Annotated in this window: 19 protein-coding genes; 13 read left to right on the forward strand and 6 right to left on the reverse strand. The window is 39.4% G+C overall.

Annotation, left to right across the window (positions count from 1 at the left end; genetic code table 11):
- Positions 1–67: 67 nt before the first annotated feature.
- Entirely contained in the window at positions 68–760 is a 693-nt protein-coding gene (locus JL102_RS20250; protein WP_202246291.1) for an NUDIX hydrolase, read from the forward strand.
- Positions 761–766: 6 nt separating this feature from the next.
- On the opposite strand, the gene JL102_RS20255 is transcribed toward JL102_RS20250, so the two are convergent.
- Positions 767–1,882, reverse strand: coding sequence for an ROK family protein (locus tag JL102_RS20255; protein WP_202246292.1), 1,116 nt, complete (start codon positions 1,880–1,882; stop codon positions 767–769).
- 159 nt (positions 1,883–2,041) lie between these two features.
- Between JL102_RS20255 and JL102_RS20260 the strand changes: the two genes are divergently transcribed.
- From JL102_RS20260 to JL102_RS20270, 3 genes are all read left to right on the forward strand, one after another.
- Positions 2,042–3,061, forward strand: coding sequence for a LacI family DNA-binding transcriptional regulator (locus tag JL102_RS20260; RefSeq protein ID WP_202246293.1), 1,020 nt, complete (start codon positions 2,042–2,044; stop codon positions 3,059–3,061).
- A gap of 88 nt (positions 3,062–3,149) precedes the next feature.
- Positions 3,150–3,854, forward strand: coding sequence for a DUF4397 domain-containing protein (locus JL102_RS20265; protein ID WP_202246294.1), 705 nt, complete (start codon positions 3,150–3,152; stop codon positions 3,852–3,854).
- Between the two features lie 108 nt (positions 3,855–3,962).
- Positions 3,963–4,592, forward strand: a complete 630-nt coding sequence (locus JL102_RS20270; RefSeq protein ID WP_202246295.1) for a 4'-phosphopantetheinyl transferase family protein — start codon at positions 3,963–3,965, stop codon at positions 4,590–4,592.
- Between the two features lie 131 nt (positions 4,593–4,723).
- On the opposite strand, the gene JL102_RS20275 is transcribed toward JL102_RS20270, so the two are convergent.
- Positions 4,724–5,335 (reverse strand): superoxide dismutase, encoded by a 612-nt coding sequence (locus JL102_RS20275; RefSeq protein WP_237390681.1) that lies wholly within the window; start codon positions 5,333–5,335, stop codon positions 4,724–4,726.
- 118 nt (positions 5,336–5,453) lie between these two features.
- On the opposite strand from JL102_RS20275, the gene JL102_RS20280 reads away from it, so the two are divergent.
- The 3 genes from JL102_RS20280 (at position 5,454) to JL102_RS20290 (ending at position 7,931) form a co-directional block, all read left to right on the forward strand.
- Positions 5,454–6,125 (forward strand): helix-turn-helix transcriptional regulator, encoded by a 672-nt coding sequence (locus JL102_RS20280; RefSeq protein WP_202246296.1) that lies wholly within the window; start codon positions 5,454–5,456, stop codon positions 6,123–6,125.
- 89 nt (positions 6,126–6,214) lie between these two features.
- A complete protein-coding gene (locus tag JL102_RS20285; protein WP_202246297.1) occupies positions 6,215–6,970 on the forward strand; it encodes an SDR family NAD(P)-dependent oxidoreductase in 756 nt (251 codons plus the stop codon).
- A 64-nt stretch (positions 6,971–7,034) separates the two neighbouring features.
- On the forward strand, positions 7,035–7,931 hold the full coding sequence (locus JL102_RS20290; RefSeq protein ID WP_202246298.1) for a helix-turn-helix domain-containing protein: 897 nt from the start codon (positions 7,035–7,037) through the stop codon (positions 7,929–7,931).
- A gap of 328 nt (positions 7,932–8,259) precedes the next feature.
- Here JL102_RS20290 and JL102_RS20295 read toward each other — a convergent pair whose 3' ends face one another.
- Positions 8,260–8,610: a translation initiation factor gene (locus JL102_RS20295; protein ID WP_202246299.1), complete on the reverse strand. Its 351-nt coding sequence runs from the start codon at positions 8,608–8,610 to the stop codon at positions 8,260–8,262.
- Between the two features lie 12 nt (positions 8,611–8,622).
- A complete protein-coding gene (locus JL102_RS20300) occupies positions 8,623–9,672 on the reverse strand; it encodes a PorP/SprF family type IX secretion system membrane protein (protein WP_202246300.1) in 1,050 nt (349 codons plus the stop codon).
- 213 nt (positions 9,673–9,885) lie between these two features.
- Between JL102_RS20300 and JL102_RS20305 the strand changes: the two genes are divergently transcribed.
- From JL102_RS20305 to JL102_RS20330, 6 genes are all read left to right on the forward strand, one after another.
- Positions 9,886–14,295, forward strand: a complete 4,410-nt coding sequence (locus tag JL102_RS20305; protein WP_202246301.1) for a T9SS type B sorting domain-containing protein — start codon at positions 9,886–9,888, stop codon at positions 14,293–14,295.
- A gap of 34 nt (positions 14,296–14,329) precedes the next feature.
- Entirely contained in the window at positions 14,330–14,686 is a 357-nt protein-coding gene (locus JL102_RS20310) for a carboxypeptidase regulatory-like domain-containing protein (RefSeq protein WP_202246302.1), read from the forward strand.
- Complete coding sequence (locus JL102_RS20315) at positions 14,686–15,240, forward strand: NUDIX hydrolase (protein ID WP_202246303.1); 555 nt, start codon at positions 14,686–14,688, stop codon at positions 15,238–15,240. The genes JL102_RS20310 and JL102_RS20315 overlap by 1 nt, the downstream gene beginning before the upstream one ends.
- 325 nt (positions 15,241–15,565) lie before the next feature.
- On the forward strand, positions 15,566–16,525 hold the full coding sequence (locus JL102_RS20320) for an L-threonylcarbamoyladenylate synthase (protein ID WP_202246304.1): 960 nt from the start codon (positions 15,566–15,568) through the stop codon (positions 16,523–16,525).
- 162 nt (positions 16,526–16,687) lie between these two features.
- On the forward strand, positions 16,688–17,875 hold the full coding sequence (locus JL102_RS20325; RefSeq protein ID WP_202246305.1) for a phosphoglycerate kinase: 1,188 nt from the start codon (positions 16,688–16,690) through the stop codon (positions 17,873–17,875).
- A 75-nt stretch (positions 17,876–17,950) separates the two neighbouring features.
- The gene (locus JL102_RS20330) at positions 17,951–18,358 is read left to right on the forward strand and encodes a hypothetical protein (RefSeq protein WP_202246306.1); all 408 of its coding nucleotides are present in this window, start codon (positions 17,951–17,953) and stop codon (positions 18,356–18,358) included.
- On the opposite strand, the gene JL102_RS20335 is transcribed toward JL102_RS20330, so the two are convergent.
- Together JL102_RS20335 and JL102_RS20340 are read right to left on the reverse strand one after the other, a co-directional pair.
- A complete protein-coding gene (locus tag JL102_RS20335) occupies positions 18,355–18,978 on the reverse strand; it encodes a DUF4291 domain-containing protein (protein WP_202246307.1) in 624 nt (207 codons plus the stop codon). The genes JL102_RS20330 and JL102_RS20335 overlap by 4 nt on opposite strands.
- 3 nt (positions 18,979–18,981) lie before the next feature.
- Positions 18,982–20,889: a RecQ family ATP-dependent DNA helicase gene (locus JL102_RS20340; protein WP_202246308.1), complete on the reverse strand. Its 1,908-nt coding sequence runs from the start codon at positions 20,887–20,889 to the stop codon at positions 18,982–18,984.
- Positions 20,890–20,904 lie beyond the last annotated feature (15 nt).

A 20,904-nucleotide genomic window follows, 5' to 3' on the forward strand; every position in this document is an offset into this window, starting at 1 on the left:
TGTTATACGTTTATTTCTAAAAATCCGTTTACAATTGTAGTTTAAAGAATAATCAAAATTTACTAATATGTATAAAGCTGACCAGATGTGGGTAGCAATCGACTGCCTTGTATTTGGATATGATGTTCAGGAAGAAAAGCTAAAGGTTCTTTTATTTAAAAGGAAAGTTGATCCATTCTCAGGGCAGTGGTCTCTGATAGGAGGTTTGGTGAATTACAATGAAGATATATATGCCTCTGCAGAGCGTGTTTTAAAAGAGTTTACAGGTTTAGAAGGCGTGTTTCTGGAACAGCTACATACCTACGGCAAGGCAGATAGAGACCCTGGTGGACGTGTCATTTCCATACTTTTCTGGAGTCTCATCAAATTAGACCAGCTTTTTAAAGACACCGCCAACGCGCACGGTGCGAAGTGGTTTGACATAGACGAATTACCTCAAATGGTGCTAGATCATTGTCAGATGATAGAGAATGGCAAGGAAAAATTACGTTTCCAGGCTAAAAATGCACCTTTAGGATTTGAGCTTTTGCCTGAAAACTTTACCATGCCTCAGCTCCTTAGATTATACCAAGCCATTTATGATCAGCAATTGGATGACAGAAATTTTAGAAAAAAAATACTATCTACCAAGCTACTTGTAAAGCAAGATTTTAAAGATAAGTCCTCCTCGAAGAAAGGCGCTTATTTTTACCAGTTTGATAAAGAAAAATACCAGGAGTTAAAGAAAAAAGGCTACCATATAGAGTTTGTGCTAAAATAAGTAAACTTACTTTAGCACTTTTTCATCATAATCTATCTTGCTTAAAGCAATGGCATATGCACCTAAGGCTATGGCTTGGCTAGTGCCCAGTCTGGATAAACCCATGGGCAATCGCTTATCTGCTATGTAAGACACCTTTCTATCAGAAAATGGTACAGCTACCTCCTTAATATCATGGTTAAGAAAGTTCTGCATATCTTTTTCATCATCTATATTGTAAACCTTCGAAGCTAAACGAGGCAATTTTTCACCCTCAAAGTTTTCTATAGTTCCGTTTAGATGTTCGATAATTTTTGAAGCAATTAAACTATAGGCTCCTGCTATGCCTCCACCAATTACTATCACACCATCAAGCAGTGTGGCGGCATTAGCTAAAGACTCAGCTATGCCCAAGGCCATTTCATCATAGGCATATAATGCCGCGTCCCTATTCCCTGCGACTTTACCTATGGCTATGTCATAAATGTCCTTTGGGGTTAATAATTTCTCTATTCCGGCCTTCTGCGAATAGCTACGCTGCACCGCTCTAATACTCACCCCTTCCTCTGCTGTTAATCGGGTATCCATAAAATTACGCATGGCCCAAATTTCTCCACCTGCGGCGTTATCTCCCTCACAGAGTTGGTTATTAATTACTATTCCTCCTCCAAAGCCAGTGCCTAAAGTTATTCCGAGCAGGTTGTTATATCTTTTGTCTATACCCGCTTTCTCCAACCTCTTGTTCACTTCAGGCAGAAGCCCCATCATAGCCTCTCCGTAGGCAAAAAGATCGCCATCATTACCAATAAATACCGGAATTTGAAAGTGATCTTCTAACATAGGCCCCAAAGCTACTCCCCCTCTAAAAGCCGGTAAATTGGCCAAATCACCGATAATACCTGTGCGATAATCCGCTGGCCCCGGAAAGGCAAAACTTATCGCTGATGGCGCCATTGGTATCTGAGCCTTAACAGCTTCAAACCCTTCTAATATGGTATTTAAACAGGTATTTAGATCATGAGCACCAGAAGGCAATATTATGTCACCTATAATCTGACGTTTGTGCTGTATAGCTGAAAAAACAAAATTAGTTCCTCCCGCATCAAGCGTCATAACAATTCTGTCATCATCAGATATATTCATATATTTATATTAAATTATAATCACTTAAGCAATATTACCTTTCAAATTTAATTAAAAAATCGATTTAGCAATATAAAAATTAGATAATAAATAGGCAACTAAAATCAATGAAGTAAATTGATTTTAATAATAGTATATTTGAATTACATTAATACTAACATGAAAAAGCAGAAATTCTCAATTAAGGACATTGCTACCAGCCTCAATATTTCGAAAACTACGGTTTCTTTTATATTAAATGGCAAGGCTAAAGAGAAACGCATCAGCCAGCCCCTGGTGGACAAAGTACTTAAATTTGTAGAAGAAGTAGGCTATACTCCTAACCAATTTGCTCAAAGCCTTAGAACGGGTAAGACTAAAATATTAGGGTTGATGGTTGAAGATATTAGCAACCCATTTTTCGCTCAGATAGCTCGTAATATAGAAGACCGTGCTTATGAGGCAGGGTACAAAATCATCTACTGCAGCACTGAAAACGATAAAGAAAAGTCTAAGGAGTTTTTGCAAATGTTTCAAAGACTTGGGGTAGATGGCTACATCATCACTCCTACGCCAGAATTAGAAGAAGACATAAGGCCATTGGTAGATAGTAAGGCAAACCTCATACTCCTAGACAGAAACCTAAACAGCCTTGAGACCGACTACGTGATGGTAAATAATGCAGAAAGTGCATATGAAGGCACTAAGCATTTGATAAGAAATGGATTTAGAAAAATATCTTTCATCACTATTTCATCAAATCAAACTCAAATGACCGAGAGGAAAAGAGGCTACGAAGAAGCTATGAACGACCACGCTCTTCAACCTCTTGTACATGAAGTTTCCTTCAAGAAAAACTATACAGATTCTGTAGCTGAACTAAAAGCTATATTAAACACAGCGCCGGAGATAGATGCTATTCTTTTTGGGGCTAACTACCTTGGAGTGGCAGGCCTGGAAGCCATTTCTGAATTAAATATGAAAATACCAGAAGACCTTGGCGTTGTATCTTTTGATGACAATGACCTTTTCAGAATAAATAAGCCTTCCATCACAGCCATAGCTCAGCCCATTGAACAAATCTCAGAAACAGCAATTAATCGATTAATTGATCAGATAAATAGTGATCAGCAAGATAAAAACAAGAATGGCCTATTTCTATCTACGACACTAATCCCCAGGGAGTCCTCTCAAAAGTGAATAATAATAGAATAAAAGAAGTTACACCTTTCCAACGTTGTAACAAAGAAGAGTGTCTAATAAATAAACGCTAAAATCAACCAATAGAATGAACACAATAAGACCCTTTAAAACACTATTTTATTTAACCATCTTTTTATTCGGTACATTTTCACTAACGAGCTGCCTTGATTCTGATGATCCTACTGCAGAGTATACACCGATAAGCTTAATTGCCATATATCAGGGAGTACCTGATTTGGAAGTGGAGATTGAATTAGATAGTCAAACTATAACTACAAAGGCACTTGAATTTGAAGATTACACCAAATATCACTCTTACCCTGTAGGACAAAGAAACTTTAAATTTGAATCTAAAAGCGGAGATTCACTAGCTTCTGTATCTTTTAGATTTGAAGAAAATTATTATTATTCCATATTCCTATCAGGCACAGATACTACAGTACGTCCAATATTAACCAAGGACACTCCCATTAGCGGAGGTTTAGAAGATGAGGCTGCAGTAAGGTTTATCAACCTATCACCAGACTCTGATCTACTCGCTTTACGAGTGAAAGACTCTGAAACTAATTTATTTACTTACAGCCCTTTTAGAGCTGTCAGCAGTTTTTCAAAGCTCAATTCCGCTCCTACAGTATTTGAAATTGTAAATCCTGATGGAGATGTACTAGCATCTAGCACTAGCTACAGGCTTAACATGCGCAGCTACCACACGGTAATAGCACAAGGGTACGTAGAACCAAAAGACGGACTACCACGCTTGAAGATTAAAATATTATCTAATTCCAACTAAATATGATTGAAAAAGGGGTAGCCAATGTTTTACCCCTTTTTTATTGACCTGAATCATTACCATACATTTTTGAAGGCAAAACATTCTTTTTTTGCAGCTTAGCACACAATGATTCTAATCAATTATACTTATATCACCTCTCCTATCAGTGAGGAAATATATGCAAAATATAAGCACTTACTCTGTACATATGATCAGCGAAGAATAGAAGGTTTTATTCGCAAGCAAAGTGCTGATGCCACACTAGCCGGACGATTATTATTATTAGAAGCGGCTAAAGCCCTCAAATACTCCATCAACCTCAATCAAATTCAAATCTCCTCGAAGGGTAAGCCTTACCTAACCAATGGGCCATTTTTCAGCATATCGCATTCTTCTGATTATGTCATTTGCGCTACATCTACCAATGAGGAAATAGGTATAGATATAGAAAGAAAGAGGCCTTTATCAATAGAGGCCTTTCAAAGGCAGTTTTCTGAAACAGAGTGGAAAAGAATAATGTCATCAAAACACAAAAATGATGAGTTATTAAAGTATTGGTGTACCAAAGAGGCTTTTCTAAAAAAGATTGGTCAAGGACTAGAAGTAGATATGAAGGAAGTACAAATAGAAAAAGACAAGGTCTTGTATAATAATACAAGCTACTATCCTACTCTTATTCCATTTCATCAAGATTATGCCGGGGTTTTAGTTACTAATAATAAGCCCGAATATAAAATACAAAGTTTTAACTTATAGGGTACGTATTTCTGTGGTAGGCGAAAGCTTTCCAGAAAAAAATTGTATCAAAAGGAGATTACTGACTGGCAAATCAACTGAGACACTTAAAATCAATCTCTCCCCTCCTGATACAATTATATTTTTACGACTTAAGCCGTAGCCTTAGCGTAGTTTTCTTCCACTGCTTTCCAGTCTAGCACATTCCAGAATGCGTTGATATAATCAGGTCTCTTATTTTGATATTTCAAATAATAAGCATGTTCCCACACATCTAACCCCAAAACAGGAGTACCTTGCTGCTCAGCCACGTCCATTAAAGGATTGTCCTGATTAGGAGTAGAAGTAATTTCTACTTCACCATCAGCTGTAACATAAAGCCATGCCCATCCTGAACCAAATCGGGTGGCAGCAGCCTGATCAAACGCTTCTTTGAAAGCATCAAGGCTACCCCATTTTTTATCTATGGCCGCTTTTAAGTCTCCTGAAGGAGCAGTAGCCGGTGACGGAGAAAGAATGCTCCAAAATAATGAGTGGTTATAATGTCCACCTCCATTATTTCTAACACCTGCACCATATTTACTCACGCTTTTCAAAAGATCCTCTAAAGATTTTCCTTCTGCATCAGTTCCTTCTACTGCAGCATTTAATTTAGTCACATACCCACCATGGTGTTTTGAGTGGTGGATTTCCATTGTTTGCGCATCTATATTTGCATCTAAAGCATCGTAGGCATAAGGTAATGCCGGTAATTCGAAAGCCATAATTGTAATTATTTTATGTTGAACATTGTTTCATTAAACATTAGTAAGCATTTTTTGCTATTGCTTTTGCTTACATGAGACAAAATTATTTAATTTGAATAATTAAACAAGAAATCACTTGGAAAAATATTTAAGTTTAAACAATTACCCTTTAAATCAGGCTCAAAGACAGATTCTAATCTATCTCAAGCTAAACGGAGCTCAACCTTCAACCGTGATGGCCAAGCACCTTAAAATCACCAATGAAGGCACGCGTCTTCATTTGGTAAAGCTGATAGAACAAGGCTTGGTAAAATCTGAGCAACCAACAAAAGGCGTAGGACGTCCTACCTCCATCTATGACATAACTGCGCAAGGGTCCGCTCTATTTCCTGACACCCATGCAGATCTGACCACTCAACTATTACAAACCATAAAAGAGGAACTGGGAGATGAAGCCTTAAAAAAGCTAATTGCAGCACGCGAAAAAGATTTTTCAGCCAAATACAACAATGCCATCAAGGAAAATGACTCTTTAGAAAATAAGCTTGAAGCCTTGGTAAACATGCGAACAGAAGAAGGCTATATGGCTACCTGGGATAAAGAAGACGATGAGTATATTTTAGCAGAAAACCATTGCCCTATTTGCTCCGCAGCTAAAGAATGCCAAGGATTTTGCAGTGCTGAGCTCAACAATTTCAAAAAAGTATTTGGCTCTGATGTAGAAGTAGAACGATCTGAACACATTGTAAAAGGAGATCGCAGGTGCGCCTATAAAATTAAATCAAAGCATAAAGTCAAAACTGATTGATTTTTACCATATCTACTTTGCATTCTACTACCCTTTAAAAGGCCTCCACTCTTAGCTTTGTCTCAGTATTTAAAACAAAAACAATTACTATGACAAAAATAGCATTAGTAACAGGAGGTAGCCGAGGCTTAGGCAGAGATATGTCTATTAACCTGGCAAAAAAGGGTATTAATGTAATACTCACCTATAATAATAACGAAGACAAAGCCAATGAAGTGGTAGCTAAAATAGAGGCCTTAGGTCAAAAAGCAATAGCCTATCAATTAGATACCAGTGATGTTTCTCAGTTTGATACATTTCTTAAAAAAGCCACTGATCATTTACAGGAAAAGGAAGGCCAACCTAATTTTGATTTCCTCATTAACAATGCCGGAATAGGAATACATGCTTCCTTCGCTGAAACTTCCCAAGATCAGTTTGATCAGCTCATGAACATCCACCTTAAAGGCGTATTTTTCCTCACACAAAAGGCCTTACCGTTTATGAATGACGGTGGAGCCATTATTAACATCTCCAGTGGCCTGGCGAGATTCTCTACTCCCGGATATTCAGCCTACGCTTCTATGAAAGCAGCCATTGAAGTACTCTCCAGATACCAGGCTCAAGAACTGGGTAGCAGAGGCATTCGCTCCAATGTAGTAGCACCTGGTGCCATAGAAACAGACTTTGGCGGCGGCATGGTGAGAGACAATGAAGCTGTTAACAAAATGGTTTCCTCTTCGATAGCACTAGGAAGAGCCGGCTTACCTGAAGATATTGGCGCTGTAGTAGCCTTTTTATGTACTGATGAAGCCAAATGGATTAATGCACAACGTATTGAAGTTTCTGGCGGACAAAATATTTAAAGCAAAAACTTGGTTCTATTAAGTATATTTAATTACTCAATAGAACCAATTATCTTTACCAAATATGGAAGAAACGTTGACTTTTGAAGAGTTTTACCGAAAAAAACAAGGTTTATCACCAGATTCATCGATACCAAAATTACTGCCCTTTAACATATACAGGCTTAGTGAAGTATCCAAAGATAAGCCCATGCCCTACAGCAGAAAAGACTACTACAAAATCAGCCTGATCAGCGGAAAAAACAGGGTACATTATGCCGATAAAGTTCTGGAAGTAGAAGATAACATGCTGCTCTTTGCTAACCCTCAAATACCTTATAATTGGGATCCGCTCAGCGAAGACAAACACGGTGCATTTTGTGTCTTTACAAAAGATTTCTTCAATGGATATGCGCATATTAAAGATTATCCGCCGTTTAAACCCGGCGGCAATCCTATCTTATCCATCACTAATTCTGAAATGACCAGTCTTTACACTATTTATGAAAAAATGTTTAAAGAAATAGCCTCTGACTACAAGTATAAATACGATGTTTTAAGAAATCTCACCTCAGAGCTGATACATACAGCCATGAAGCTAAGACCTGCGAAGTTCGAAGCTACTCACACTACGGAGAGTAATGCATCAGAAAGAATTACTAATTTTTTCCTTGAGTTATTAGAAAGGCAATTTCCAATAGAATCTACCCAGCAGCGCATAGAATTAAAATCACCTGCCGAATTTGCCGATAAGCTCAACGTCCATATCAATCACCTCAACAAGGTGCTGAAGGAAAGTACAGGAAAAACCACTTCTCAAATTATCTCAGATAGGCTAGCCATGGAAGCTCGAGCTATGCTAAAACACACCCATTGGAATATCTCAGAAATAGGCTGGTGCCTGGGTTTTGATGATAGCTCTCATTTTATAAAATTCTTCAAAAAGAACACGCAAACTACGCCTAACTCCTACAGAGGATAATGTTTTAAAACTTAGAAGAGCCAGTTTCCGAAGAAATTACATGACAAGGTAATGTCACATTGAGTCAATTGAAATATCTGTCTGCTAGAAAACTAACATTTGGCACCCTAGCGCTCAAAAAATATGACATATCATTGGTTCGAAAGTATACATCAAGCTATTCCTATTCTTTTAAGTTAGACTATTCAAATAACAGTCAACTTGAATAATCTAATCTTTATATTATACCTATACTTTCACACAGCTATCATTGGACTTCGAACCACAATTCTTCTAACTTAAAAGCTACTTTAGAGACAGCCCCTAAGTCTTTTTCCACAAATCACAATCAACCTCCAGACTTTTTAGCTCCGTAGCCAGCAGATTTTAATATCTCCATCACTTTATCTCTAAAATCGCCTTGAATAAGAATCTCCCCATCTTTGGCTGATCCCCCTACTCCACATTTCGATTTGAGCAATTTTCCTAAGTCTTTTAAATCATCTTGAGAGCCAATAAAACCAGTAATTAGCGTCACCTGCTTGCCGGCCCTGGCTTTTTTATCTAGTTGTACTTTTAAATTTTGCTGTGATGGCTCCATAGTTTCCTCTTCATTATCTCCTTCATACTCGTATTCAAAATCATTGCTAGTGCTATACACTACGCCATCTCTATTCTTCCAATTATTTTTCTTAGCCATTTTGTATTGTTTTTAAAAGTCAGGACACGGTATCTGCATCACATTCTTCGGTGGTTTTCGTGGATCGCGATTAGACCATGAGTATGAAATAGACACTTCATGAGCTCCTCCACTACCTGCTCCTAATTTAGATATTGTATAATCGTAACTGTATCCAATATTGAATAATTCTCCATTGCCTCCTTTTTTCGTAAAACCTACTAAAAGTACAATAGACTCATTATTATTAAACCCTTCTAATGATTTAAAAGGCAGCCCTCTATACCATGTTCCTATTATGATAGGTTCCAGGGTGAGGTACAACCCCATATCCAACTGATCAAACTCTCCTTGCTTTTTATATTGAAAGGTAGGTGTTAAGCTTCTTTCTTGAGGTCTGGAATACAAACCACTACCCATGGTTCCAGATTTAAAAGGTATTTTAACCCCACCATGAAATGAAAACTTCATAGGTAATTCATTAGGATCTGCATCTTCTTCAAACGACTGGCTGGGAGTATTAAGATGATGTGCCGCCACACCTAACCAAGCATTTTTAGTATACAAAACACCACCTGCTGATAGGTCCACAAAGTTTTTACTCAGATCTCCAAAGTTTTCTCCTGAATCTCCACCTAAATACTCTCCGGTATCAGGATCGTATTGGCTACCAAAGGTAAGATCACTGAAATTAACATTCCTATTATAAAAAGCAGCCTGAAAACCTGGGCGAAAAGTAAGCCAATCTGTTAAGTATAGCTGATAAGCATATTGCAACCCCACCATGGTAGAATTCAAACCTGCTGTACCTTCCGTATCTCGCATCAGCAAAAGGCCTACCCCACTATTTTTACTTTCTATAAAACCATCTACATAAGCAGAAATAGTCTGAAAATTAGCTTCTATGGCTGGCCATTGATTTCTATAATTAATACCCACTCTCATCTGCTGGGTAGCACCTGCAAAAGCAGGGTTTAAGTAAAGCGGTGCCGCATAAAATTGAGAAAACTGAGGGTCCTGAGCGTTTCCTACCAGCGGAGCCAACAGCATCAACAAGATAAAAAATAGTAAATTTCTGCGCATGTAATATCTACCTATGATTGCTTTAAGCAGTAAAGTAATAAATAAATCCTAAATTAATTGAAGAATCAAAAATAAAGAAAGTTAAGTTCTTAGCATAACGCCATTTTATCGTTATTTGTATAAATTAGTATTGTGTATTATAATATTTTTCCCTTATTATACGCAATTAGGATTCACTTTTTGAAGTTAACAGTTAAACTAAATACACCAGGAATGTTGCACTCTCCTATTCGCAGTGTTTGTCTTTTTTTATTTTTATTAATCAGTAGTAGCTTTAATGCATTCTCTCAAAGTTACTCAGAGCTTAATTGGTATTTTGGCAACAATAACAATAGTTTTCGTTTCACAAGACCTAATTTCACTCCCGAACGTCTTTCCAGCGTACAACCTTTAGGCTTAGGAATGTCAGCCGTAGCCACTGACCCCGTAACAGGCTCTGTACTTTTCTATACTGATGGTCTTACTGTTTACGAACCTACAGGCACGGTAATGTTCAATGGCTCTATAGCTTCCGGAACAGCCCTTAGCCAGGGTATAGCCACCTGCGCCGTTCCTGGAAACGCAGGACAATATTACATCTTCACACAAGACCCTGCTGGCAACTTAATAGCAACCACAGTAGACATGAATGCAACAGGTAATGCTCTTTTCCCGGAGCCTCCAAAAGGAGAAGTCACCACTTCTTTTTCTCCGGCAGGGCTAACCAACCTTTCGCAAGGAATGATCATAATCCCGAACGACACTAAAGATGCATTCTGGCTTATTACTCAGGTAGCTGGGTCTGATACTTATAATGTATCAGAAATAACAAGTGCCGGGCTTCAACCTGCCACAGGTTATAACATTGGATCTGCCATTTCAGCTGGTAACTTATCTTTCAACCAGGCCACCAATTCTATTGCTGTGGCATCACCTGCTACTGAAGTTCAGATTATTAATATTGACAGAGCTACCGGAGCACTTACTGCAGGTGCTACTATAAGCGGATTCAATGGAACTTATGACACAGAATGGTCTAACAACGGCCAATTTCTATATGTATCAGGTAATTTTGGTGGCAACGAGGAACTAGTACAAGTAGACCTCAGCGCAACCCCAACCCCTACGACAGAATTAGTAAACACATCCAACACACTTACCACCAGTTACGGACTTCAAATAGCCCCTGACAGCGCTATTTATCACATATATGAAAATGCATCTGGCAATTTTCTCGTAGGAAGAATCAATGAGCCGGACACCATCGCCAGCCAGGTTCTATATGAAGACAGAGCATTTCAAAACACAAATTTCAATGGCCGCCAGTTCCCTACTTTTTTAGCGGAAATCAACCCAACATTCAGCGCTGACTTTACTTACTCTGGCACATGCCAAAATGAAGAAACCTTCTTCTACCCTACTATAGACCCTAGAGCTGATAGTGTTAGCTGGAGTTTTGGTGATGATGGAAGCTCATCTCAATTAGCTCCTACGCACACTTATCAAGAGGCCAATACATTTGATGTAACTCTTACCGCCTATCTTAATGGTGACTCTACATCCGCCACGCACCCGATAACCATCAATACCTTTGAGATACAGATAACACTAAGGTCTGATACTACATTTTGCCTTGTAGATTATCCTGCCAGTAGTTACTCTCCTAATGGCACCGGATCAGCGTCTGTAATAGCCCAAATCAGCGGCTCGCCCTCTTCTATAGTTTGGTCTAACGGAGATACTGGCAATACTTTAACCCCCGACTCCAGTGGCTATTATTATGTAATAGCTACGGACGGCTCAGGCTGCTCTACTCATGCAGGCATTACGGTAAATACTTATGGGGAACAAAAGCAGCGCTCCAATGTATGGTACTTTGGCAACCATGCTGGCATAGACTTTAACAGCGGTACTGCCGAGCCTATCCCATTTGGTGATATTGATGTTTTTGATGGCGGCAATCAGCTCACTACCCCTGAAGGCTGCACCATATACTGTGATAGAAATGGTGAACCCCTGTTTTATACTGATGGTGTAGATGTTTATGACCAGGAAGGCAACCTACTCACTCCTACTGACAAGCTGGGTGGCGACCAAGGAAGTACACAATCTGTACTTATAGTACCTTTCCCTGATGACGAGACGCTATTTTATATCTTCACTACTCAAGAAGTGTACGGAGACGGTACTTATGATCTTCAATATGCCGTATACGATCGAAAAGATGAAAGTAATAGCACCCTGGGAGCTATGGTATATAATGCCAATGGAGAAATGATAACTACCCTGGCTACTCGTGTAACCGAAAGGCTTACTGGTACCGAAAACTGGGTTATAGTACATGAATATGGCAATAATAACTTTAAAGCCTTCCCCATTGGAGCTGATGGAATCGGCAGCCCTGTTATCTCTAATGTAGGGCCAGTGCATGACTCTGAAAGAGAGTCTAGAGGCTACATGACCTTAAGTGGCTCCGGACTACTTGCCGTTGCTTACTCTGAAGATGATAATAATAATTTTGTAGATCTACTCCAATTCACTGACAGCACAGGGACAATAGAAGAACGCATTCTTCTTGAGATTAACAATCCTAAAGACGCACTTAATCCATCTTCTCCAAATGCCAGCGGACAAGTCTATGGCGTTTCCTTTAGCCCTGATGGTTCAAATCTTTTTGCCACAGTACAAGGCAGTCCTAGTCACATCTTCAGATGGAAAGTAGATACTACGACCTTAGTAAACACTACTACCCCGATAGAGTATATCCGTGATTCAGTAAGGCATGACATTGATGACGCAGCCACTACGCTAGGGGCGCTTCAGGTAGGCCCTGACGGAATGTTATATGTAGCGGTGCAAGGCCAGCAAGTGATATCCAGAATTACCAATCCTAACATAGATTGGGATCAAGAAATTAACATTGAAGATTTTGGCCTCTCTGCCGGTACATCAAGCGAACAAGGTATGCCTAACTTCATACAAAACATTAGCTCTCCTAGCCCGGGAGCTAGCATTTCTGTAACAGGCGGTTGTTTTGGAGAATCAGTTGTAATCAGCGTGAGCAACCCTCTTTACCTAGAACATTATCTGGTTAATATTTTTGATGACGAAGGTAACAAATTAAGAGGCCCTGTAGAATTAAACCAAAGCACTACGGAATTTTCATTTACTCCTCCTGCACCAGGCATCTATGAAGTAAGCACCACTATCACTAATGACTGTGATAATAATGAAGTGAATATGACTCCTCAAAACTTCATTATTAATCCTCTGCCTTCGTTTACCTTAGCTGTACAAAATCAACCATCTTTGTGTGGGCTTGCTGATGGTAGCGTACTGGCTAACTTCCCTAGCTTTAACGCGGCTACCAATCCATTAAGCTATACAGTAAATGGCCCTGTGTCTTATCCTGCTACAGAAGTTACCTCTAACACCATGGTTATTGAAAATCTTTCAGCTGGATTCTACACCGTTACCACTACCAATACTTTAACCGGATGTAGCGATACCAGAACCATTAGACTCAACGACCCTACAGGGTACACTCCTGATGACCTTAACATCAATACAGGCTGTAGTAATAATCAGGGAGTAATCAATGGCTTCACTTTTAATCCTGTCTCAGCCGCACCCGCCACGTACAGTTGGCAAATATTTACTCAAGGCTCTAATAGACTAGTAGCTTCCGGCACAGAAAGTTCTAATCTACCTTATCAGCCTCTTTCTACTGGTGAATATTACGTAGAAATCAGGGATGCCGGAGGCTGTCTCACCACAGCATCTGTCTCAGGTACTCCACCACCTGCTATAAACCTGAACTTACCTTTAGAATTTGTAAGTTGCGGAGAAACGGTAGCTCGCGTACCTTATTCTACTGCGAGCACTTCTACTCCTATTATTACTCCTCCTATGTCAGTAGAAGGCGATAGCATTATATTAATAACTGAGCCTGGAACTTACCAGGTCACCGCAGCTGGAGATGGCATCAATACTTGTGACACTACACTAAGCGTTACGGTGTTATTCCCTCAGCCAAATGAAAATCCATATAAAAGCAGATATGCTATTTGTCCTTTCGAAAATTCTTTAGCCAGAAAGTATCTTATGCTTGAAAACCTCCCTGGTGGCTTTATATCAATGAAATGGTATGACGAAGATGGTGTAGAAATAGCTCCGGGAGGCGCGAGCGGGGCCTCTACTGTAGATGGTTATCGTTTTTCCGCTGCAGGTGATAGCCTTATCGCTGAAGTAACTGGCCGCATTAACTTTGAAGCTACTAATGCAGAAGGTTGTGTTACAGAAGGCGTAATTGAAGTAGTAGAAGACTGTGAAGGCAGAATCAATGCCCCTAACGCCTTTAACCCTAACAGTGGCAACCCGGCTAATCAGTCATGGAAGATATTTCCATTTTTAGTAGATCCTACCGATTTCCAAATATTTATCTTTAACCGATGGGGAGAAATGATCTTTCAATCTGGCAGCTTATCAGAAATGCAAAACGACGGATGGAATGGCGGATATGACAATGATCCCGGCAGGCCTGTGCCTGGAGGAACATACGCTTATAAAGTGGAATTCCGTAGTGAGCATGAACCTGAAAAAGGTATTTTAGAACAACGTGGAGGAATAACATTAATTCGATAATTTTGTTGAGCAAGATAAAAACAGAAATTAAAATATGAAAAGGATAAACATCGCACTCTTTGCTATAGTAATCATAGGACTTTGTTCTTTCTCATCTGCCGATGTATTAAGAACTTCACTTAAACTAAAAGTACTCAATGAGCTTGGTAACATAGAGGAAGGTGCCTCAGTACAGCTGTATAGCTCTGAAGAAGATTACAGGGCTGAGACCAACCCGGTAACGGAAGTTCAGTATACTGACAAAAAAGGTGAAGTAAAATTCAAGGATCTTGAGCCTAAAACCTATTTCATTAATGCTGAAAAAGGTGATAAGAACAATATTGGCGCAGGCGTACAAACTGATGTATTGGAAGAAGGAAAGATGAATAAAATAACCATTGTTATAGAATAGTGCACCGACAAGATCTAATTAATAAATTAAACGCCTATCGCCCTGAATTTGAAGAAGAAGCCAAATTCAGGGCTTTGTTTTTAAGCTTCGTTCAAGCTAACATAGACTGCTTTGAAAGGTCATTACAGATAGGCCATGTTACCGGATCGGCCTGGATTCTTGATCTGAAAAGAGAAAAGACCTTGCTTACCCACCATGCCAAACTAGACCGCTGGCTGCAACTGGGAGGCCACGCAGATGGAGATCCTGATGTGGAAGCGGTAGCTATGAAAGAAGCCTTGGAAGAATCAGGACTCACGGACATCAAGCTGGTTAGCCCAGAAATTTTTGACATCGATATCCATACTATACCAGCCAGAAAGCAAGATCCAGAACATTTACATTATGATATCCGGTTCTTATTTGAAGCAGACAGCAGTAAGCCACTACAGATCAATCATGAATCTAATGACTTACAATGGGTGCCGATTTCTGACCTTCATCAATACACCACAGAAAGAAGTGTATTGAGAATGGCCGAGAAAACAATTGCTTTATCTGGCAGCGATAAATAGCAGAATAAAACTTAATACCACTATCCAGAATAAGTAAGGCTGTAGCATAGGTATTATAATGTAAGACTGGGCCATCAATATCCACATTACAAATAAAACTACTGACAATACTTTCAGTGTTGATCTTGTTTTTGAGCTCATGTTTTTTGTTTTGATTGCTAGCTTAAAGATAAAATATTTTTTAAAGGCTCATACTATTGAAAAGCAATAGCCTGATAAACCTGTACAACTGAACAGATGTTATTACAGGCTAAACTTCATGCAATGAGGGCATTAATTAAAGTTTATATAATAGCTTTGTCTATTATATAATTTTCACAAGTGAATGGCAGAAATAGGAAAAGATATTGATTATGCTCAAAGTCTGCTAGAGCGTGGAGCTTTAGTAGCTATTCCTACGGAAACTGTATACGGATTGGCAGGCAATGCTTTTAATCCCAAAGCCGTAGCACATATTTTTGAAGTGAAGCAGCGCCCTGCTTTTGACCCATTGATAGCCCATACCCATTCTTTAGAAGCCCTTACAGAGCTGGTTACTCATATACCGGAAGCCGCACAAAAACTGGCCGACGCCTGCTGGCCAGGCCCTCTAACGCTGCTGCTGCCACGTAAATCTATCATACCGGACTTGGTCACTTCCGGACTTGAGACGGTAGCTGTTAGAATTCCAAAGCAAGAACTTACCCTTGAACTTCTTCGGCAGCTAAGCTTTCCATTGGTAGCTCCAAGCGCCAACCCGTTTGGATACGTAAGCCCTACTACCGCTGAGCATGTAAATGATCAACTAGGACATAAAATTGATTATATTCTGAATGGTGGAGCCTGCCAGATCGGCATTGAGTCTACCATTGTAGGTTTTAATGACGCCGAACAGCCAACTATTTATCGACTAGGAGGAACCAGCAAAGAAAGTATAGAAAAAGTAATTGGCCCAGTACATGTCAACGATCATTCCTCCTCTAACCCTAAGGCACCTGGAATGCTCGCTTCGCACTACTCTCCCGGAAAGAAAATTATCCTTGGCAGTTTTGAGGAGCTGCAAGCATATCCTAAAAATAAAAGCACTGCAGCCATTACCTTTAGTAGGCCTTTAGCTGACATAAACGAGGATTACGCGATCATTTTAGCAAAAGATGGTGAGGTAACTACCGCAGCACAGCACCTTTTTGCTGCCTTGCGCGCACTAGATAGGCCAGAGGTTGAAGTGATTCTGGCAGAAAAAGCTCCGGAGCACGGCTTAGGCCTCGCTATTAACGATAGACTGAAAAGAGCTGCGGTAAAATAACAAAACAGCATATTTTCACTTATCATTTGAGCTTTTCCTTGATTCTAATCAAGTATTCTTTCGGATTGTCATTAAATGACATATATCCTTAAAAAACTGACCAGCAACCATGCAGTTTAATATATAATTACAGATATTTAGAGCATCAAAAAAATCAGCTATATGAGAACAATAGACGATATTAATTTTAAAGGAAAAAAAGCCTTAATAAGAGTGGACTTCAACGTTCCTCTAAATGAAAAATATGAAATAACTGATGATACCCGTATAAAAGCAGCGGTACCTACCATCAAAAAAATACTTGATGACGGTGGCTCTGCTATACTTATGTCTCACTTGGGCAGACCAAAAGGAGGCCCTGAAGAGAAGTTCTCATTGAAACACTTAGTGAAAGAGCTTTCTGATAGATTCGGTAAAGAGGTGAAATTTGCTTCTGACTGTGTTGGTTCTGAAGCAGAATCTAAAGCAGCAGAACTTAAAGAAGGCGAAATTTTATTATTAGAAAACCTTCGTTTCCATAATGAAGAAACTAAAGGTGATGAAGCATTTGCCAAGAAACTATCTGTATTAGGAGATATCTACGTTAACGATGCCTTCGGAACAGCCCACCGTGCGCATGCTTCTACTAGCATTGTAGCTCAGTTTTTCGAAGAAAAAGTAAGTGGATATGTAATGTCTGCAGAATTAGAAAATGCTGAAAAAGTATTAAATAATCCTGAAAGACCTTTCACCGCTATTATGGGAGGAGCCAAAATCTCAGATAAAATCCTTATCATAGAAAAACTTCTTGATAAAGTAGACAACCTGATAATTGGAGGCGGTATGTCATACACTTTTTCTAAAGCAAAAGGCGGCAAAATTGGTAATTCTCTATTGGAAGAAGATAAAATGGATTTATCGCTGGAGTTAGTAGAAAAAGCTAAGGCCAAAGGCGTTAATCTTATTTTACCTTTAGACACAGTAGAAGCCGATGATTTCAGCAACGACGCTAACAAAAAAGTAGTAAAATCTGGCGAAATAGATGACAACTGGGAGGGTTTAGATATTGGACCTGATACCATTAAGCTTTTTGCTGAAACTGTAGCTAAGTCTAAAACTGTTCTTTGGAACGGCCCTATGGGAGTATTTGAATTCCCTGCTTTTGCAGTAGGTACAGAAGGAATAGCTGAAGCTGTGGTTCAAGCTACTGAAAATGGTGGTTTCTCATTAATTGGTGGTGGCGATTCAGCTTCTGCTATTAACAACCTGGGCTACGGAGACAAAGTTTCTTACGTATCTACTGGTGGTGGTGCTCTTCTAGAATATATGGAAGGAAAAGAACTACCTGGCGTAAAAGCTCTAGAGAATTAATTTTTAAGATTAAGATAACTATTTACAAAGCTATCCTGCATACCCAAAACAGGATAGCTTATTTTTTAACTGTATATGTCACTTTCAAAAGAAGAAAAACTCAGCCATTTATTTGATTTAATGAACATGGCGAAAGCAGATGATGCTATTCAAAAAATCGAATCAGTTTACATTTATAAGGTAGCCGAACGAATGGGCATAGACCAGCTAGAACTAGTAAAGCTGGAAACCTTAGGTGTAGAAAAAAGATCCTTTCCTAAAACTGAGCACCAGATCATCCCTCTTTTTCACAGGCTACTCATACTTATGTGTATAGATGCCAGCATAGATGACTTAGAAATTTCCTTCTGTAAAGACCTTGGCTTAAAGATGGGACTTAATCCCTTTGCTGTAAATGAAATTGTTACTCTAGCTTGCCAAAAGCAACCCGAGCATCTCAGCCCAGATGAAATCAATACTATATTCAGAAGATTCTACAACTAATCTAACTGAAGTTTTTGAGCCAAAAGAGCAGATGTTTTATATACCTGCTCTGCCGGCACAAGCAGCTGATCATGATTATTGATCTTTTCCCGCTGGCTAGCCACGAAGTCAGTTACATCTTCAATACTTATAATAAAGTCTTCATTAAACTTCTTTAAAATATCGCCCTTCATGCCCAGCTGAATGGCACGCCTTTCCAGCTTTTCTCCATTTGGTCCATGATCAGGATCCCACTGCAAGCGAACCTCAGTCTGCTCTAATGCAGCTTTCCATGCTTCGTGACTTTCATAAACCTTTCCATTGAAAGATGAATAAGTAGCCTCTTCCAATATATTTTCAAAGCCTCCATGGCTGATCTTAATAGCCAAAATTCTCTCCTGACCTGCCTTAGTAGCCCAACCTGCCCGATACATCATCCATAGAAAATTAGGTTTTATCCAGCTCATTCTGTCAAAACTATAATCAGTGCCACCAAACCTCTGGTGCTCCACCGCATACGCCGCTATTGAAGGCCTGAAAGCCTGATAAACAATAATGCCCTCATCATCATAACTAGCAATAATATGCTGACCCTGCTTAGGGATTCTCTCTTTATATAATTGATATTTTTCTGTTTTCATTCTTCATTGCGATAAATGCAACCTTCTCTGCTCATCGTACATTAAGTCACCTACATCTATCATTTCTCTTATCATTTCTAATATTACATCTTTACTAGCAGGAGGCATTTTAAAGATCAATTCATCCAGCGTATGGGGTTCACTGGTCAACATCTTTATCACCTCCTCCTCATATTGTCTTGCCGCAGCTCCTCCTCCCTCATTCTTATTCGCAACGCAAACATCGCACACACCGCATTGATCATAATCCATTTCACCGAAGTATTCTAAAAGCAATCGTGTTCTACACTCATCTGTGTTCTGCACATAATTGATCATAGCTTTCATCTTGCTTATAGCATTATCTTCACGCTCCTGAAGACGCTTTTGGTTTAACTTGAGGTTAGTAGCATCTTTACGCGGAGTACTAAAAAAGACTTGTGGCTTATCTTTTCTCTCATCATAATCCAGAATACCCAACTCCGCCAGCTTCTGCAGCATTTTCACTACTTCCTTATCAGAAACGCCTAGTAGCTTAGCTATTTGCACTTCAGATATTTTCATGAAATTATTAAAAAGCTCTCCTCCATATATTCTCAACAGAACCTTAATAAAGACATCATATTTAGCATTAGCTATCTGAAACTCATAAAGGCTACGGTTATCAACGGCGATGTGAATTAATGAAGGATTATAAAAGCTCTCATTAAACTGTATCAGCTCTTCCTCTTCCAGCTTCTTCAAAGCATAGTACACCTCCATGTGATTGAGCTGATACATATCAGAAAACTCCTGAATATCAAAGTTAAAACTCTGTCCCAATCCGCTGCCTACAGCCAGTTTATAATAATTAGCGAGACATTGATATACCTTTTTCATAAACTCAACCGATGGGTACTGCTGCCTTATTTTTTGCGCCAGATCCTCTAGATCAGATTGATTATGAATAATTACAGCATAGGCCTTTTTCTCATCTCTACCTGCTCTGCCTGCTTCCTGATAGTAAGATTCTATATCTTGTGGTAGCTCCATATGTACCACTACGCGCACATCAGGCTTATCGATACCCATACCAAAGGCATTGGTAGCTACCATCACTCTCCTTTTATCATTAATCCACTCATCTTGCTTTCTTACACGTTCTTCGTGCGTGAGGCCTGCATTATAAAAATCTGCTGATATGCCGTTTTTATACAAAAACTGAGCTATTTCTTTGGTTCCCTTTCTGCTTCTGGCATATACTATAGCTGTGCCTTTCACATTTCTAAGCACCTCTAGCAGTTTTCTTTCTTTATCCTCTACCTCTCTTACAGAATAAGATAAGTTACTTCTTGAAAAGCTCTTCTGAAATACTTGACCATTTTTAAACTGAAGTTTATCCTGAATATCAGCTTTCACTTCAGGGGTAGCAGTAGCCGTAAGTGCAATAACATTGACCTGAGGTATAAGCTCTCTTATTTCTGCTATATGTAGATAGGCAGGCCTAAAATCATAACCCCATTGAGAGATACAATGCGACTCATCCACTGCCAACAGCCCAACCTTCATTTTTTGCACTCTCTCCTGAAAAAGATCTGTTTGCAACCGCTCTGGCGAGAGGTATAAAAATTTAACAGCTCCATAAACACAGTTATCCAGCTTAATATCAATTTCTCTTTTACCCATGCCTGAATAAATGGCTTCAGCCTTAATCCCTCTTTTTTTGAGCTGCTCTACCTGATCTTTCATAAGAGCGATGAGTGGTGTTATTACTATGCATACACCTTCTTTCAGCATGGCTGGCACCTGAAAGCACACAGACTTCCCTCCTCCTGTAGGCAATAACGCCAGGGTATCATGCCCAGCCAGCACGGAATCTACGATTTCTTCCTGCACCTCCCTGAAGCTATCATAGCCCCAGTATTTCTTTAGCACCTCCAAAGTTGGTTTCATAGGCGCAAAATATAC

Origin of the sequence: Fulvivirga sediminis (assembly GCF_016757215.1) — a bacterium.
In the GTDB taxonomy this organism is placed as follows: domain Bacteria; phylum Bacteroidota; class Bacteroidia; order Cytophagales; family Cyclobacteriaceae; genus Fulvivirga; species Fulvivirga sediminis.